General features: G+C 48.4%; 15 protein-coding genes. 5 read left to right on the top strand and 10 right to left on the bottom strand.

Annotated features, from left to right (window positions below):
- Window positions 1–189: 189 nt before the first annotated feature.
- Entirely contained in the window at window positions 190–4602 is a 4413-nt protein-coding gene (locus tag ACSAZK_RS02940) for a fasciclin domain-containing protein (protein WP_440955926.1), read from the top strand.
- A 201-nt stretch (window positions 4603–4803) separates the two neighbouring features.
- Window positions 4804–5904: a mechanosensitive ion channel family protein gene (locus ACSAZK_RS02945; protein WP_440955927.1), complete on the top strand. Its 1101-nt coding sequence runs from the start codon at window positions 4804–4806 to the stop codon at window positions 5902–5904.
- Between the two features lie 147 nt (window positions 5905–6051).
- Here the strand turns inward: ACSAZK_RS02945 and ACSAZK_RS02950 are convergent, their stop codons facing one another.
- The 6 genes from ACSAZK_RS02950 to ACSAZK_RS02975 form a co-directional block, all read right to left on the bottom strand.
- The gene (locus ACSAZK_RS02950; protein WP_440955928.1) at window positions 6052–7362 is read right to left on the bottom strand and encodes a phenylacetate--CoA ligase family protein; all 1311 of its coding nucleotides are present in this window, start codon (window positions 7360–7362) and stop codon (window positions 6052–6054) included.
- 224 nt (window positions 7363–7586) lie between these two features.
- The gene (locus tag ACSAZK_RS02955; RefSeq protein WP_440955929.1) at window positions 7587–8180 is read right to left on the bottom strand and encodes an indolepyruvate oxidoreductase subunit beta; all 594 of its coding nucleotides are present in this window, start codon (window positions 8178–8180) and stop codon (window positions 7587–7589) included.
- Entirely contained in the window at window positions 8177–10165 is a 1989-nt protein-coding gene (iorA, locus tag ACSAZK_RS02960; RefSeq protein WP_440955930.1) for an indolepyruvate ferredoxin oxidoreductase subunit alpha, read from the bottom strand. The genes ACSAZK_RS02955 and iorA overlap by 4 nt, the downstream gene beginning before the upstream one ends.
- 636 nt (window positions 10166–10801) lie before the next feature.
- Window positions 10802–11233: a hypothetical protein gene (locus ACSAZK_RS02965; protein WP_440955931.1), complete on the bottom strand. Its 432-nt coding sequence runs from the start codon at window positions 11231–11233 to the stop codon at window positions 10802–10804.
- A 169-nt stretch (window positions 11234–11402) separates the two neighbouring features.
- Entirely contained in the window at window positions 11403–11855 is a 453-nt protein-coding gene (locus ACSAZK_RS02970; protein WP_440955932.1) for a hypothetical protein, read from the bottom strand.
- Between the two features lie 74 nt (window positions 11856–11929).
- A complete protein-coding gene (locus ACSAZK_RS02975; RefSeq protein WP_440955933.1) occupies window positions 11930–13180 on the bottom strand; it encodes an NAD(P)-dependent malic enzyme in 1251 nt (416 codons plus the stop codon).
- A 292-nt stretch (window positions 13181–13472) separates the two neighbouring features.
- On the opposite strand from ACSAZK_RS02975, the gene ACSAZK_RS02980 reads away from it, so the two are divergent.
- Window positions 13473–13868 (top strand): Mov34/MPN/PAD-1 family protein, encoded by a 396-nt coding sequence (locus ACSAZK_RS02980; protein ID WP_440955934.1) that lies wholly within the window; start codon window positions 13473–13475, stop codon window positions 13866–13868.
- A gap of 466 nt (window positions 13869–14334) precedes the next feature.
- Complete coding sequence (locus ACSAZK_RS02985) at window positions 14335–14490, top strand: hypothetical protein (RefSeq protein WP_440955935.1); 156 nt, start codon at window positions 14335–14337, stop codon at window positions 14488–14490.
- A gap of 256 nt (window positions 14491–14746) precedes the next feature.
- Here the strand turns inward: ACSAZK_RS02985 and ACSAZK_RS02990 are convergent, their stop codons facing one another.
- The 4 genes from ACSAZK_RS02990 to ACSAZK_RS03005 form a co-directional block, all read right to left on the bottom strand.
- Window positions 14747–14995, bottom strand: a complete 249-nt coding sequence (locus tag ACSAZK_RS02990; protein WP_440955936.1) for a KEOPS complex subunit Pcc1 — start codon at window positions 14993–14995, stop codon at window positions 14747–14749.
- Window positions 14996–15081: 86 nt separating this feature from the next.
- The gene (locus ACSAZK_RS02995; protein WP_440955937.1) at window positions 15082–15540 is read right to left on the bottom strand and encodes an rRNA maturation protein; all 459 of its coding nucleotides are present in this window, start codon (window positions 15538–15540) and stop codon (window positions 15082–15084) included.
- Window positions 15541–15849: 309 nt separating this feature from the next.
- Complete coding sequence (locus ACSAZK_RS03000; protein ID WP_440955938.1) at window positions 15850–16425, bottom strand: hypothetical protein; 576 nt, start codon at window positions 16423–16425, stop codon at window positions 15850–15852.
- Between the two features lie 49 nt (window positions 16426–16474).
- Window positions 16475–16900: a hypothetical protein gene (locus ACSAZK_RS03005; protein ID WP_440955939.1), complete on the bottom strand. Its 426-nt coding sequence runs from the start codon at window positions 16898–16900 to the stop codon at window positions 16475–16477.
- Window positions 16901–17505: 605 nt separating this feature from the next.
- Here ACSAZK_RS03005 and ACSAZK_RS03010 point away from each other — a divergent pair.
- Window positions 17506–18069 carry a hypothetical protein gene (locus ACSAZK_RS03010; RefSeq protein WP_440955940.1) on the top strand — a complete coding sequence of 188 codons (564 nt, stop codon included), beginning with the start codon at window positions 17506–17508 and terminating at the stop codon, window positions 18067–18069.
- Window positions 18070–18154 lie beyond the last annotated feature (85 nt).

The raw sequence follows: 18154 nt of genomic DNA on the forward strand, positions 1-18154 counted from the left end.
AAATAACAAAATACAAATACTTTTCTTATGATATATTAGATTGGAATTAATATCTTTTCACACAAAAAAGAAATTCAGTCAGATCAGAACAGGGTTCGTGTCTACTGAAAGAAACAAGTGGGGGAATCAAGTATTAGATGGGAATTTAACTGTTTAGTACGTACTTTAACAATTTTGTTACTTGTAAGTATGGCTTCCTGCGCCGCGGCGGCGCCGGATGGGGAAAACAAAACAATTGCAGAAGCAATGGCAGAGGACGGAAACTTCATTATCCTTTCGACTGCCTTCAATGCTACAAGCCTTAACATAACCCTCAGCGAGAATGGCTCGTACACGGTATTCGCCCCGACGGACGAAGCCTTTGCAGCCCTACCGGAAGGGACCTTGGAAGCGCTTTTGAACGATACGGAAGCACTGACAGAAATCCTCCTCTACCATGTGGTTGATGAAAAACTGATGGAAGCGGATCTGGTAAACCTGACAGAAATAACAACTCTGCAGGGAAGTAACCTCACTGTGGACGCTAAAGGGAGCGCAAAGGTGCTTATTAACGATGCTGAAATAATCATCTCGGACATCGAAACAAGCAACGGGGTAATCCATGTGATCGACGCCGTCCTGATCCCTCCGGAAGAGGAAGAGGGACCGAATGTGCGTTTCGATGACGACGTTGTCCTTATCCCGGGGAACTTTACCTTCGTCCCGAGCAACAATGAAACTGCCAGTTATGAGCTCGATAACTTCACCGACATTGGAGCACTTAACGCCAGCGAGCTTTCCTTCAACGCTTCGGATGAGGAGTTCAATGAAACCGGGGCATTCATCCTTGAGAGCATCGATGGAATAGAAAACAACGCTACCAAAGGAGAATTCTGGTTCATATTCATAAACGATGAATTAGCTCCGGAAGACTTCGGCCTGAACACGGTGAATATCGGCGACAATGTAAAATTCCTGTACACTCTTGACGAAGGGGGAGACCCGGTAATCGAGGAAGCAAGCTACGAAGTGAACATCACCATTGTAGAACCGGAACCCGAGCCGGAAGAACTGGACATAATTGAAACGGCAGAAGCGGACGGAAACTTCACAGCTCTCCTGGCAGCGCTTAATGCAACAAACCTGACAGAAGCCCTGAAGGGAGATGGGCCCTTCACGGTGTTCGCACCAACGGACGACGCATTTGCAGCACTGCCAAACGAGACTATTGAAGCCCTGCAGAACGATACCGATATGCTGAAAGAAATCCTGCTCTACCACGTGGCAGACGGGAAACTGATGGCAGAAGATGTCGCAAACCTGACAAACATAACCACGCTCCAGGGAAGCAACATCACAGTAAACGTGACTGAGGACGGAAGGGTCTTTGTTGACGAAGCCGAAATAATAGTCGCAGACGTCGAAGCCAGCAATGGAGTTATCCATGTGATCGATGCGGTCCTGGTCCCACCGGAAGAACCCGAGCCGGAGCCGGAGCCGGAACCCGAGCCGGAAGAAATGGACATCATTGAAACGGCAGAAGCGGACGGAAACTTCACAGCTCTCCTGGCAGCGCTTAATGCAACAAACCTGACAGATGCCCTGAAGGGAGATGGGCCCTTCACGGTGTTCGCACCAACGGACGACGCATTTGCAGCACTGCCAAACGAGACTATTGAAGCCCTGCAGAACGACACCGATATGCTGAAAGAAATCCTGCTCTACCATGTGGCGGAAGGGAAACTGATGGCAGAAGATGTCGCAAACCTGACAAACATAACCACGCTCCAGGGAAGCAACATCACAGTAAACGTGACTGAGGACGGAAGGGTCTTTGTTGACGAAGCCGAAATAATAGTCGCAGACGTCGAAGCCAGCAATGGAGTAATCCATGTGATCGATGCGGTCCTGGTCCCACCGGAAGAACCGGAACCCGAGCCGGAAGAAATGGACATCATTGAAACGGCAGAAGCGGACGGAAACTTCACGGCTCTCCTGGCAGCGCTTAATGCAACAAACCTGACAGAAGCCCTGAAGGGAGATGGGCCCTTCACGGTGTTCGCACCAACGGACGACGCATTTGCAGCACTGCCAAACGAGACTATTGAAGCACTGCAGAACGATACAGAAGCCCTGTCACAGATCCTGCTCTACCATGTGGCGGAAGGGAAACTGATGGCAGCAGATGTCGCAAACCTGACAAACATAACCACACTCCAGGGTAGCAACATCACGGTAAACGTGACAGAAGACGGAAGAATCTTTGTTGACGAAGCCGAAATAATAGTCGCAGACGTCGAAGCCAGCAATGGAGTAATCCATGTGATCGATGCGGTCCTGGTCCCACCGGAAGAACCCGAGCCGGAACCGGAACCGGAACCCGAACCGGAAGAAATGGACATCATTGAAACGGCAGAAGCCGACGGAAACTTCACGGCTCTCCTGGCAGCGCTTAATGCAACAAACCTGACAGATGCCCTGAAAGGAGAAGGGCCCTTCACGGTGTTCGCACCAACGGACGACGCATTTGCAGCACTGCCAAACGAGACTATTGAAGCCCTGCAGAACGATACCGATATGCTGAAAGAAATCCTGCTCTACCATGTGGCGGACGGGAAACTGATGGCAGCAGATGTCGCAAACCTGACAAACATAACCACACTCCAGGGAAGCAACATAACGGTAAACGTGACTGAGGACGGAAGGGTCTTTGTTGACGAAGCGGAAATAATAGTCGCAGACGTCGAAGCCAGCAATGGAGTAATCCATGTGATCGATGCGGTCCTGGTCCCACCGGAAGAACCGGAACCGGAACCGGAACCCGAGCCGGAAGAACTGGACATAATTGAAACGGCAGAAGCAGACGGAAACTTCACAGCTCTCCTGGCAGCGCTTAATGCAACAAACCTGACAGATGCCCTGAAAGGAGAAGGGCCCTTCACGGTGTTCGCACCAACGGACGACGCATTTGCAGCACTGCCAAACGAGACTATTGAAGCCCTGCAGAACGATACCGATATGCTGAAAGAAATCCTGCTCTACCACGTGGCAGACGGGAAACTGATGGCAGCAGATGTCGCAAACCTGACAAACATAACCACACTCCAGGGAAGCAACATAACGGTAAACGTGACAGAAGACGGAAGAATCTTTGTTGACGAAGCCGAAATAATAGTCGCGGACGTCGAAGCCAGCAATGGAGTAATCCATGTGATCGATGCGGTCCTGGTCCCACCGGAAGAACCGGAACCCGAGCCTGAAGAACTGGACATAATTGAAACGGCAGAGGCAGACGGGAACTTCACGGCTCTCCTGGCAGCGCTTAATGCAACAAACCTGACAGATGCCCTGAAGGGAGATGGGCCCTTCACGGTGTTCGCACCAACGGACGACGCATTTGCAGCACTGCCAAACGAGACTATTGAAGCCCTGCAGAACGATACCGATATGCTGAAAGAAATCCTGCTCTACCACGTGGCAGACGGGAAACTGATGGCAGCAGATGTCGCAAACCTGACAAACATAACCACACTCCAGGGAAGCAACATAACGGTAAACGTGACAGAGGACGGAAGAATCTTTGTTGACGAAGCCGAAATAATAGTCGCGGACGTCGAAGCCAGCAATGGAGTTATCCATGTGATCGATGCGGTCCTGGTCCCACCGGAAGAACCGGAACCGGAACCCGAGCCGGAAGAACTGGACATAATTGAAACGGCAGAAGCGGACGGGAACTTCACGGCTCTCCTGGCAGCGCTTAATGCAACAAACCTGACAGATGCCCTGAAGGGAGATGGGCCCTTCACGGTGTTCGCACCAACGGACGACGCATTTGCAGCACTGCCAAACGAGACTATTGAAGCCCTGCAGAACGATACCGATATGCTGAAAGAAATCCTGCTCTACCACGTGGCTGACGGAAAACTGATGGCTGCAGATGTGGCAAACCTGACAGAAATAATGACATTACAGGGTAGCAACATAACAGTCAACGTTACAGAGGACGGAAGAATCTTTGTTGACGAGGCGGAAATTATAATCGCAGATGTTGAAGCCAGCAACGGAGTAATCCACGTCATCGATGCTGTCCTTGTCCCACCGGAAGAACCGCCTTTGATATGGTACTTCTTCTCGATTCCCTTCGAAGCCAAGAATACAACCGTTGAGTCCCTGCTTGATGGTGTGGATTACAATGCCCTGCTCTACTACAACGCTACAAGCGAACTCTTTGAGACACCCACAGACCTGGAACCCCTGAAAGGGTACTGGATCAATGTACCGGCAACGGTTGAGTTCGATGCCGCCGAGCAGTTTGCCGAAGCCGAGAGAAAGGTTGCTGCTGTCCCGCCGAGCATGAAACTGGACGAGGGATGGAATGCAATCGGATCTCCGGTAGAAGAAGCACTTCCGGCAGATACGGTACTGCTTTCTATAGCTGACTATTACGCAAAGGTCATCGGGCCCTGGGTCCCTGACGAAGAAGGCACGGGCACCTATGCCTTTGTGGGTTACAACGGCCTTAACGGTACACTGAACGAAAACCAGCTGGGAACCGACATCTTTGAAGTGACCCCCTACGAAGGGTACTGGGTCTACATGAAAGAGGAAGGAGGTTTTGCCTGAAAAGGTTCTTTCAACAGGAAAAAACAAACAGGAGAAAGCTGGCAGAATAGAACTGGCAGTAATGAAAAAACAGAGCCAAAAGACCTGAATTGCCATATTACATTTTTTATGGCTTTCATTTTTCCTTTTTTTTCCGGAAATTGTTTTATGGTAGAATCTTCATTAAGGTTTATATAAAGCCTCTAACAAACATCCGGTACCATGCATTTCCCGCAATCTGCCATTACCTTGAATCTATCTCAATTTGATAACGGGATTGGCCAGACCTTTGACTGGTTTTCAAACAATCTGGACACACTTATCTTTATACTTATAGTGACAGGGAGCACTATTTTCGTTGCAAGGCTGGCAAACCACCTGATGCAGAGCTACCTGAAAAACGCAAGTGATCGGCTTCATGTGGACATGACCACATTCAGGATGTTCCGGCATATTACGGTCGCTGCAATCTATTTCATTGGCCTGCTGATTATCATCTTCAGCATCCCGGACCTCCAGAACATCGCCACCGCCCTTCTTGCTTCTGCAGGACTTGCAGGTATCATCATCGGTTTTGCGGCACAGAGCACGCTGAGCAACATTATTGCAGGGCTCTCCCTTGCAATATTTCAGCCCTTCAGGGTTGGGGACAGGGTCAACATAATGAACGAATACGGGAAAGTAACGGACCTGAACCTCAGGCATACGGTGGTCACCACCTGGGACAACCGGCGCCTTATAATCCCGAACTCCATAATTAGCGAAGAATCCATCATTAACTGGACCATCGAAGACCCTGCGATTATCTGGCCAATAGACATCGGGATCAGCTACGACGCCGACATCGACTTCGCCCGGAAACTTATGGTCGAAGAAGCCAGGAAACATCCCAACGTCATGCCTCCCCAGAAAGTGGAATACAACATTTTAAGGCCGGGCTTCAGGAAAAAAGAGTCCCAAAAAACGGGGCTTCTGGACATTTACCCCGCACTGTACACCGTAGACCCTGACTTCCGGGAAAGGGGAGATATCGAAGTCTACGTAACAGAACTCGGAGATTTCGCAGTGAACATGCGGCTGCTGGTATGGTTCAAGGACCGGAGCGTTGCATACGGTTCGGGATGCGAGATCAGGGAAGCTATCAAAAAGCGCTTTGATAAGGAAAGCATTGAAATCCCCTTCCCATACAGGACCATCGTTTACAAGAAAGACATTGAGATGGAAAAAGAAGCTTCCGGAACAGGCGGCGGTCCGGGAGAAATTCCCGGGCAAGATGCCTCTTTCAGGACCTGCTCTCCCGAGAAAGGAATTAATGGGGATTGAAGAAATATAGGGTAGAGTAAAAAAAGATTGAAGAAGTTGGATGGAGTAAAACAAAAAAACAGGACAAAAATGAGACAGGGAAAAGCCCCTGTTAATAAATAAGTCAGAAGGCGATCGGGAAACTCAAAAGTTGATGAAGAGGAACTCTCAAAGTTCCCTTTCATCAAACACTCTTTTGCTCTTTTTCATGCTTCTTGGCAGGTCCCCGATTTTCACGGCCTCAACATCAACACTGACCCCGATGAAGTCTTTAAAGGCTTTTTTCAGGGATTTTTCAGTCTTTGCTTTACTATCAGGATCATCGGCACCCTCAATTTCAACCTTGAAGAGCATGGAGTCCCTGCCTTCTTTGCGGGTCAGGAAGATCTGGTATTCGCTGCTCACCCCGGGAACTTTGTTATGGATAATGTCTTCGACCTGGCCCGGATAGATGTTTACGGCCTTAAACTTGATTCTGTCATCGCTCCTGCCCAGGATCCGGTCGATCCTCGGGAAGGGACAGCCACACTTGCAGGGACCGGGAATGATTCGGGTCAGATCGCGGGTCCTGTAGCGGATCAGGGGAGCACCTTCCTTGGTGAGCGTGGTGATTACAAGTTCTCCCAGGCTGCCATCGGGAAGCTGTTCTCCGGTAATGGGGTCAATGATTTCGAAGAAGAGATGGTCGGACCAGTAGTGCATCCCTTCATGCCGGGAGCAGTCCAGGCCAATCCCGGGGCCGTAGATCTCCGTCAGCCCGTAGATGTCAAAGGTCTCCATCCCGAGTTCCGATTCGATCCTGTTCCGCATCTTTTCGCTCCAGCGCTCGGAACCCACGATCCCTACCCTGAGGTGGATCTGGTCCTTTATCCCACGCTTTTCGATCTCTTCTGCCAGGAGCAGGGCGTAGGAAGAGGTGCTTGCAAGGGCTGTCGACTTCAGGTCGGTCATCATCTCAAGCTGCTTTTCGGTATTTCCCGGCCCTGTGGGGACCGCCATAGCCCCGAGTTTTTCGGCCCCAAGCTGGAACCCGATCCCTGCGGTCCATAGCCCGTACCCGGGGGTGATCTGGATCCGGTCCAAGTTGTTCAGGCCTGCCATCATGTAGCAGCGCATCATCATCTCGGCCCAGACGTCCACATCTTTCCTGGTGTAAGGGATGATCACGGGCTTGCCGGTGGTCCCGGAAGAGGAATGAATCCTTACGACATCGGAATCAGGAACCGCCTGCAGCCCCAGGGGGTAGGCGTCCCTGAGCTCTTCCTTGTTCGTGAAAGGAAGTTTTTTCAGGTCTTCCAGGGTTTCGATTTCCTCGATATCCACGTTTGCTTCCCTAAATTTCTTCTGGTAGAAAGGACTGCCATCGGCCACACGCTTCAGCAGGCTTTTCAGTTTTGAAAGGGTGTCTTTTTCCGAGATTTCGGGACTATAGAGCTGGGCCTGCGGATCAAGCTCAGACTCCACGGATACTTCATACATTTCTTCTCACCTTCTGCGCTCCACTCAGGTTTCTGAGATTGACGTCAATTTCGGAAATCCCAGTTCCCGGGACTTCCATTCTGGAAATTAACTTTTTTTGAATCGCCATTTTGGGAATTGTCATTTTGGGAATTGTCATTTCAATCAGATTCTGGAAATTATCTTGATACGGGATTGCCGTATATTGGAATTTTCAATTCGGATAGGGAAATTTGAAAGGGGCTTCAGTAGACACCGGAAACCCTTTCCATTGCGCTTTCAAACGCCTTGCTGTTAACTGCCCTGTACTTTTCGGGAATTTCAGTTTCAAGCACTTCCTGGAGAACCTCTTTCGAAAAAGGCAGCCCTCCGGTCCCTGCAGCAGCTCCCAGCATGGAAACGTTTGCGGCCTTATACGTCCCTGCTTCCCCGGCAAGCTTTGTGAAATCAAGGCATAGCATGCCCGGACAGCTTACTTTCAGGAAGGAGAGCAGGCTTTCAGGGTCGTAGTCAGGGCTTCCGGGTGGCCTTGAAGCCGGAGGGATCTCATGGGTATTCACGATCAGCTGCCCGCCGCTCTTCAGGAATGTCAGGTTCCTCACGGCTTCCGCGGGTTCGAGACCCAGGAGCAGGTCCGCCTGCCCGACCGGGATCAGGGAACCCGAAACTTCGTCCCCTATCCGGATATGGCTGCTTACCGAGCCTTCCCGCTGGGACATCCCTATGGTTTCAGCCGTACTCACATGAAAACCCGCTTTCATAGCGGCAAGGGCAAGCAGCCTGGAAGCAAGCACAACACCCTGCCCGCCGACCCCTGCAATCAGGATATCGAATTTCACCTCAGCACCTCCTCAGTCTTTATGGCTCCGGAAGGACAGATTTCGGCACAGAGCCCGCAGCCGCTGCAGTTGTCCAGGATCTGCGGTTTTTCACTCTCCGTGTTCCCTGTATTCCCTGCATTCCCTACGCTCCCTGCCTTCTCTGCATCCTCTCCGCTCTTCCCGACCGCTCCATAGGGAAGGGCCAGGGCAGGGCAGCCCAGCTGATTCACACAAAAGCCGCAGCCGATACAGAGGTCAGGGTCGATTACGCAGCGTTTGTCGGATTTCGTTATCCCGACACATTTCCCTTTGAACACCACAGCCGAAGGCCCCCGGAATTCCATGGAAGCTTTTGCGGCTTCCACACATTCGGCCAGGCTTTCGACTTCCACGGTCTTAACAGACTCGAATCCGCAGCTCAGGACCACATTTGCAATGTCAATGGCTTTCGAGCTGCTCCCAAGCGCCGTCACCCCGATCCCGGGATGAGGCTGGTGCCCTGTCATGGCGGTTGTCCGGTTGTCAAGGACGGCAAGCGTGATATCCGCCTCGTTGTAGACCGCGTTTACCACCGCAGGGATGCCCGAATGGAAAAAGGTAGAGTCTCCTATGAAAGCGACCTGTCTGGCTCCAGGATTCGTCCTGGAAAGCCCGCCCGCAATGCTCACCCCGGCTCCCATGCAGAGGCAGGTGTCCACCATGTTCAGGGGATGGGCATTTCCCAGAGTGTAACAGCCGATATCTCCCGAGAAAATCGTATCTGTCTGAACTGCCTGCACTGTCTGCTCGGTATCCGGTGCCTGCAACGCCTTCGCTTCTTTTCTGAGCTGTTTTGCGGCCTGCTTGAAAGCGTAAAAGACGGTCCTGTGCATACAGCCCGCACAGAGAGTCGGAGCCCGGATAGGCAGGGGAGGCAGCTTCTCCCGCAAAATTGCAGGGGACGCATGGGAGAGCCGGGAAGCAACTCCTACAGCTTCCAGCACTTTGTCGATTCCGTCGATCACGAGGTCCACGGAATATTCCCCGCTTACCGGGAAAAAGCCGTCCTTTTTTCCGAAAACGTCAACCTGCAGGTGTTCCTTTCCGATAAGTTTGAGGACCTCTTCTTCGAGGTAGGGGTCCAGCTCTTCGATAACAATCAGGCTTTCGATCCCTTTCAGGAAGTCAAGGGCAGCTTGCTCCGGGAAAGGATGAACCGTCCCTATCCTGAAGAGGGTAAATAAGTCTTCAAAGCCCCTGATAGCTTCCTTTGCATAAAGAGCCGAAACTCCCGAGGCCATGATCCCGATTTTTCCCTGCCCTGAAACCGTATTGTAAGGCAGGCTGGAAAAGCGCTCCGAAAGCTGCACCTGCAGCCCCTCTAGCCAGGGATGCCTCTCAGCCGTCAGCCTCGGGAAAATTGTCCAGCGCCTGTCTCTTGTGAAGCCTTCGAAATCCCATGCCACGGGTTCTATCTGTCCGGTTTCTGTACCGGCTTCAGTTCCGGCTGACGTCCCAAGCTCCACATCCCCGGAGCCGTGAGAGACCCGTGTGGTGGTCCTGAGGATCACGGGAATCTCATACTCATGGGAAAGCTCAAAGGCCAGTTTAGTGAGCTCGTAAGCTTCCTGGGGCGTGGCCGGGTCCAGGACGGGGAGATTTGCAAAATGCCCGAAGACCCGGGTGTCCTGTTCGGTCTGGGAGGAATGAGGGCCCGGGTCATCGGCAACCAGCAGGACAAGGGCTCCCTTTACCCCGATGTAGGAAAGACTCATCAGGGGGTCGGAAGCAACGTTCAGGCCCACCTGTTTCATGGTCACAAGCGTTTTTGCCCCCGAATACGCGGCTCCGACAGCCGTCTCAAGTGCCACTTTTTCGTTGCTGGACCACTCGGTATAAATCCCGCAGCTGTCAGCGTGCCTGATTACGGTTTCCAGGGCTTCGGTAGAAGGCGTACCCGGGTACCCGGTTGCCACCTGGACTCCGGCTTCTATGGCTCCAAGCGCAATGGCCTCGTTACCCATTAGTAGTTTTTTATTACTCAATGATACTCATCTCGGATACGTAGGTAATAAATTGATAATGAACTGATAATTTAAAGTTGCAAATTTCGAAAGCTCAATCAGGAGATTAACCCGGAGATTAATCCGGGGACTGATCAGGAAATTAACCCGGAGCTCAATAAAGGATTGATCAGGAATCAATCAAGAGATAAGAGATTAATCCGGGGACTGATTAGAAATCTATAAAGATATTAATCAGATATTGATCAGAAATTAATCAGGGAATTGACAGAGTATAAGCTAAAGAGTAATTGGAATTCATCAATTGTTACTTAAAGATTTTTAAGATTCCGTAAATATATTGTTACCCATTAAGCCCATGTTACGCGGTTTTAATACATGGTGGACAGTTATGTACAACGCTGTAGAAAAGAAGTACGTAAAATTCCAATATAAAGCTTTTGTTTTATCTGCAAAGAGTTATGAGAAAATTTCCCGGCAAAATACACCCTTTAAACTCCTTTTCCAGCCGTTAACATAACTAAAAAAGGGATCAAGCCAGCCCAAAAATCCGGATAATCAAACTCTAAAATATCGGTGGAAAAAATTATCCCTCAATCCCCTCAAAATGGTGTCGATAGAGCCCACAGGCAGGCCTTACCGCCATGCGACCAGAATGGCTAAAACCCCAGTTACAAAATTTGCAAGAAACCAACCAATTCTAAATGAATTACTATGAATAGGATGACCGGATTTGTTCTGGTTTCCAACCCAGAACCAGAAACTTAAGCTATGATAAACCATTATTACAGCGGGAAACCAGGCCAGCTTATATGCCCATTGAGCGTCAAGAATTAACCCTGCTGCAGCAATACCGTAGATCCATCCGATCATTACATCGGCAGCAGCAATTGCATTTTCATACACCTTAAATTCCGGGATCATATTCATTTCTGCGAGACCGATTTTTGCAGCAAAATCCCAGTTAATCAGAGTAATTAATTGACCGACCCAATGAAAAATGAAGCCCACGATGAAAATAAGTATTCCAGCTATTATATTTGCATATGGGAATATTTGATCTGTCATAGTACAACACCCCAGATCACATCTTTCTCCTGTCACACCTAACCACCGGTCACACCTAACAATCTATCACATCACCTTACTATGTAACACAGAATCTGACATCCTGTCACAGCACATTACATCCTGTCATAGTACACTACTCCCTGTCGTAGTACCTCGTTCCTTATTCTTATTTTAGACCTCCAAAGATCCCTTGAAAATATACTAGCGACCAGATTATGTATGCTAATCCCAGTACGGCGCCAAAAGGATACGTAATAAGCCAGTTGAAGGAAATTTTCGGATTTTCAAAACGAAGGCTTGTTGCGGTTGTCATTACATTTGTCCATAAGAACCAGAAACTTACCAGGCCGGTAAGATAGTAACCAGCTCGCCAACCAGCGAATATTAACGCTATACCGGTGAGTGTCACAGGAACCGTAATTATAATATCGGCCAGAGCTATGCCATAAAAAAGCTTTTGCTCATGCCAGTCGTCAACGGACCCGTCCGGATTTTTCATGGATCTCCCGCGCAACACCATTATTTGCCATCCAAAAAGAGGAATAATATAAAGCCCGAACAGGAAAAGGATTGCATATAAAATTACTTTTCCAGTAAAAGTTATCTCCATGTCTACCAAGCCTTTTAAAATTCTCCGCCATTACCACCATTTTTCCACAACTCCCACAATTCTACAAATTCTTACTCAGGCATTCATGCTTCTTTTTCCAGGACATGCCTTGCAGAGCAGCTTTCGACGGATGCCCCTGCAACGGCTTTTGCGACTACCGGGACCACGTGCTTGTCAAGGGGGCCCGGGATTATGTAGTTCTCGGAAAGCTCCTCGTCCTTCACGATACCTGCAAGGGCATAGGCTGCAGCCGTCTCCATCTCCGGGGTTATCTTCCTGGCGCAGGTGCTGAGAGCCCCTTTGAAAATTCCGGGGAAGCCCAGGCAGTTATTTAGCTGGTTCGGGAAATCGGACCTGCCCGTTGCCACGATCCTGGCTCCTGCCCGCTTTGCGGCCTCGGGCATGATCTCCGGGACAGGGTTTGCCATTGCCATGACAATTGCGTCCTTTGCCATGGACCGGACCATATCCTCGCTGACGATCCCTCCGGCCGAGACTCCGATAAAAAGGTCTGCTCCGGGGAAAGCATCCTCAAGGCTGCCTTTCAACTTCCCGGGGTTTGTCAGCCAGGCGATTTCTTCTTTTACGGGGTTCATGCCTTCCTCCCGGCCCTCGTACACAATCCCCCGGCTGTCGCAGACAAGCATCTTTGTCGGGTCTGCCCCTTCCCGGACAAGGAACCTGAAGATCCCGACCCCGGCAGCCCCCAGGCCGGACATGACAATTTTCAGGGCTTTCAAATCCTTTCTAACAAGCTTGAGGGCATTCAGGAGCCCCGCAAACGTAACGATAGCCGTCCCGTGCTGGTCGTCGTGGATAAGGGGGATGTCCAGTTCTTCCCGCAGTCGGGTCTCGATCTCAAAACAGCGGGGAGCGCTTATGTCCTCGAGATTGATCCCCCCGAAGACGGGAGCCAGGTACTTTACGGCTTTGATAATCTCCTCTGTTTCCTGGGTATCGAGACAGATGGGAAAAGCGTCAATCCCGGCAAACTCTTTAAAAATAATAGCCTTTCCTTCCATCACCGGCAAAGCCGCTTTAGGCCCGATGTTTCCCAGGCCCAGGACAGCAGACCCGTCCGTGACAACGGCAACGGTGTTGTTCTTCAGCGTGTAGAAATAAGCGAAATCCGGATTTTCACTTATTTTCCGGCAAGGTTCCGCAACCCCCGGTGAATAAGCGACACTCAGGTCATGTATCGTGCGCAGGCGGACCTTGCTCGCCGTCTCGAGCACCCCCCTGAGAGTCCTGTGCATGTCAAGCGATTCTTCATAAAGCGAAGCGTGAGTATCTGCAGCCTTTTTCGGCTCCGAAGCAAAACGCGTACCTCTCATCTTGATCCCCCGTAATCAAAAACCCGGTTTACCGGACCGGCTATCTTACCCGGACCCTTACCCCCGAATTATACAATTTGCTAATGGAATTATAAAATATGTTACATAATAATTTGTTCGAGAACCTAAATAAAGGCGCCGTACCGGAGGAAACTCGCATACTTCCTGAAAAACAAAGCTCAAGAAACAATTATTCCAGAAAAAACTCTTCAAGAACGGATCTTCAAGAAAAAACTCTTCAAGAACAGGTCTTCCAGAAACAGATATATCCCTTCCGGGAAAACTTACCAGTATGCAGATTAAGGGAATTGCCCGTGAAACCCTGGACTTCGTCCTCGAAGCCAGCAAGTCCATGGCCCCCCTGGAGTTCGCCGGCCTCCTGCAGGCAACAGACGGTATCATTACCGAAGTCCTCATCCTCCCGGGCACCGAGTCCAGCAACAAAAGCGCAATACTCAGACTCTACATGATGCCAAACGTCAAATCCGCAGGCTCCGTCCACAGCCACCCCGGTCCCAGCCGCCGGCCTTCCCGGGCTGACCTGCGCCTCTTTTCAAAGACCGGAAACTGCCATATCATCGTGGGTTCCCCCTATGATAGGAAAAGCTGGACCTGCTATGACAGGGAAGGAAAAGTCAGGGAACTCCCGGTGCTGGATGTGGAATTTGAAGAAGATTCGATAATTTAAAGGGCTTATAGTCCCGAACGTAAATATTTACACTTACATTAATAACCACGGAAGACACGGAAAGCACGGAAGGATTACGCCCCAATTTCCTTTATCTGTGTTTTCCGGGCTTTCTGTGGTTAAACTTTCGCTTGAGATTGGTGACGGAATTTGGGTCCTTGACTATAATTAAACTCAAAAGCCGAACCAATTTAGCTCGAAAACCAACCCTGTTTTTCATTCCGCCTCAAAATAGCTCTCTTGTGAATTTCCAGCAACTTTTTTACCTGAGAAAAACCGGCACCCTGCTTCCGGAACTACCTACCAAAAACATTTTATTTACATATACATATTTATTCACAGGACATGCATCTGAGCCCAGGTTTCCTGAGGAAACCTTATACAGGTCCAGAGCTGCTGTCCTTGAAAATTTCATCCGGGAATTGCAGACCAGATGGCCTTCACATATCTGGAGGTAGTAATCCGAATGCCTACATGCCAAGATTGCAGATTTTATACGCCTCTCGACGAAGCAAAAGGCGAATGTTTCAGCCTCGGCTTTGAAGTACGTGGGAAAACCGATTCCAAAAAGTGCCCTGAAAGAGCTTTCAGGCCAAATAAACTCAGACCTAAAAAAGGCTGAAATAAGACGGGAAAGGTATTAAAAAACACGTAAGAAACGCTGATTGAAAAAAGCTAGGTAGAATGAGGTTGAAAGTAAAAAATATATTGAAGAGAAGCCTCCAGCCCTTATAAAGAGTTTCCGGGAAGTATAAATATTATTCAGAACTTCTTTTGCCTACCGGAACTAAATAATTTTAAATTACACCCTTTCTAATTTTTTGTTTTAATCAACCACCTTCCGGCAGCTTACAGCTTCAAAGAGCGCCAGTCGGGTATTATTGCGCAGCAGCAGTAAGCTCTGAGACTTCCTGGGCGATCTGGATTAACCGGAACCAGGTGTTCAGGGCCGAGCGCATGGAAACAGCATCTTCGGCTCTTACTGTAAGTACAAGGCGGCCGTCGGCTTCAAGGGAGAGCCCTACAAGAGAGCGGTCGGAAAAAGCGTCGTTTAGTTCGGGAAGGACAGACATGTAGATTTTTTCGGCTTCACCGGATTCGAACACAAATTCTGCAGAAAGTTTCAAGGACTTCCTCCTTAGAAAAATTGATTTTAATTTGGAAAGGGTTCTGGACCCTACAACTTAATTTTTAATTAAGAATAGATATTAAATCAGTACACTTTAAAGCTTTTGATATTGAGCTTGAAAAGGGACTTTCCTTCGTCCATGCAATCGATTTCTTCTTCACTGACCTTCATAAGGGGGACGTCAGAAGAAGCTTCTTTAACCCTATCGAAGGGGAGAAAAGATGCAAGAGCATTGGCAATTTCGCCTCTGCCAGAGAAGAGAGGTTCCAGTTCCCGGAAGCGGTGGGAATCGATTTTTGGGGAATAAGACTCCGTAAACCTTACAGAAAAAAGAAGTTGCCCGGCTTTTCCGTAAAAACCAAGTTCTCCGGGATTTCCGTGGTACTCTCCCACGAGTATCAGAGGTTCGGCTCCTGCAGACTCCAGAAGCTGCTGCATGCTCATCTTGCCGCGGTTCACATAACTTGCACCGGTGAAGCGCGAGAGGTACTTGCAAAGCGTCCGGGTCTTTGCAGAAGGTTTGCGAGAAGAGGTAATGAACATAGTTCTCATGACGAAGACGAAGTATTTTTACCTTCCCCCTGCTTGGAGGCAGCTTATATTTTTGTATGCACAGGATATGAGAATATGGGAATACATGAATATCAAGTTTGGACAAGAGATTAGAGGATGTAAGTAAAAATGCCAAGGGGTCCAAAAAAGAGGAGGGGAGTTAGGAGGATATGCCTCAGGCGATTCTGAACGTTTAAGGTCTACAGAAAAAGTTGTGATTGGATAACAAATAGGTAAATTTATTTAGTACCTAGTCTAATTTTTTTCAAATGAATTGGTCGATCATAAAGAAAGGGGAGATTACATTTGCTGACTGAAAAAGATATCTTTGAGTCTTTTGAAAATGGGAGATGCCCATTTTGCGGCTCTGAGGATTTTAGCGTGGTTATAATCTGTCCCTTTTATGGTGGTTACACTACCGGGTGTGAAGGCTGTTTTGATGGTGCTTGTGCTCATTGTGCACCAGAAGACCGGAAGATCGATCAGGATGTTTACATGTGTTGGGACTGTCACAAGGGTTATAATTTTAGAACGAAATGTGTAGTCACTGATCAATTTATACACTATCTGGGTCCTGGGAATGCTTTTAGGCAAAATATTGAAAAATTGAAAGAAGATAGCTATTGATCTTTTTTGTTTGGGCTGAGTAGTTACTTTTAAACTTGACAGCAAATTCTGAGGGAAAAGTTTCAAAAGCTTATGTGCCGGGGGTGTGGGGGAGGGAAAGAAAAAAGAGAGGAGGGATAAGAGGATAAGACCCCGAATCCTTAAGTTTCTACAAGAGTTGTACGGCCTGGCTGCATGCCGGAGCTCCGGGTTCTCCGGCTTCTTGCAGCTTTCAAATATACCTTTATTTTTAGTTAATGCATTTCCCATATTGAATAATGTTTAATCTTCCAACATATTTCCGATTTTTCGGGGCCACTTATATCTTGTTGCAATTGGGTTTGCCGCTGTTGGCCCCTATGGAAATGTCGTTTCCAAGGGAGGTTCTGATGTGCCAGTATGGTTCCGTGCATTCAGGCGTCAACGGCCAGGAAAGTGTCATGGCTACAAAGACATCTCCGCAGTTCATTGTGTTCAGGATCTCAATTGCTTTTTTGAAGTCAATTTCGTAGGAATCAAAGGTTTGTATTCCAAGGGGGCAGGATATCGGAACCGCCTGGGTCAAGCCGATTAATGGGAATTGGGCCTCATAGAAGCTGTAGCAAACTCCATCATTTGTCCGGAATATATAGTCCCAACCCAGAACATCTTCGGGGGTACGTCCGGCTCCATTCTTGATCCGGGCTTCTTTTAACATAAGCCCTTTAAATTTTACGTCTCCTAATTTGGCAGATGCTTCATCCATAATGTCTTTTAAAGATACCATAATTATTCCCTCTTTTCTATTTTTGTTGATATTCCAAACATAAATATTTTTTAAAGCAACCCTGTGTAAAACTTCAGAATTTGCTTAGACAAACATTTGAAATATTATTTACAAAGATGGCAGTTATTGCATATCAACTTTGCTACAATTAATTATTTTATTCGAACTTCATAATACATATGCAAAAAAAAATAATATTTAGGAGGGAGGGGTTGGAGAAAAAGACCAGAATAACATACTAGAAACTAATCGAATTGAGATAACTCGAGGCCGTGAAGACTCTTTTCTTTACTTTTGACAGCCGTGCTGAGGCTTTGAGCTCCTCTGGATCTGCCTGTCCCGGCCTGGCTGTATTCCAGAGCTCCAGCTGATCTCCCCAGGTGGATCTCCAACGACTTGACCTTATGACGGCCTCGTTGTTTCAAAGATATCAAAAGCTTATACGCCGGGGGGTCGGGAGAGTTTTGGCAGGCCCAAACGTGTAATTTCTACAGAAGAACTTGTGATTGAATAACAACATAGGAAAATTTATTTAGTTTCACGTCTAATTTTTCACATAATTTCTAAAATTTAGGTGTGGAGTGATGAAATTAGTAACTAAAGTTATCGTTCTTTTTGTAATCTTTGCGACTTTATTGGCTGTGGGGTGTGTGGGATCAGCTGACGAAGAAAGTTCAAGTCATGCTGAAGAGAGTTCATCGGGATCAGCTGACGAAGAAAGTTCACTACAGGTTGAGGAAAGTTCACCCCAGTCCAACACATCCACATATCAAGATGAAGAATGGATAGCTTCTGCGAAAAATCAATCAAAAATCATTCGAACTGATTTTGCAGGGGTAAGCAGGGCACGGGAGTCGTTTGACGCTGACGTTTTGGGAAAATGGGGTCAGAATCTTGTAAACGATACCCGGGAAGCCATAGAAGAAAATGATAACTATACGGTATCCTCCACGCTCCAGGACGCTCAAAAACAATGGGGGTTAGCCCTACAAGATTACAATAAGGCAGGTAAATTCATAGTAACAGGGGCGGATGCTTACAAAAACGGTAATATCATATCAGCTACAAACGATTTCCGAAAAGCAGCTACATTCGTGAAGACTGGTACCGAAAGCGCAAAATTGGCCGCGGCTTATGTTGAGCCGTGAATGTTATTTTTTAGGCTTCTTGAATATATATTTGGGGGGTGGATTGAACGGGAACAGGGGTTGAAAAAAGATAAGGAGGATAAAG

The sequence above is a fragment of the Methanosarcina sediminis genome, from assembly GCF_052056915.1.
In the GTDB taxonomy this organism is placed as follows: Archaea; Halobacteriota; Methanosarcinia; order Methanosarcinales; family Methanosarcinaceae; genus MTP4.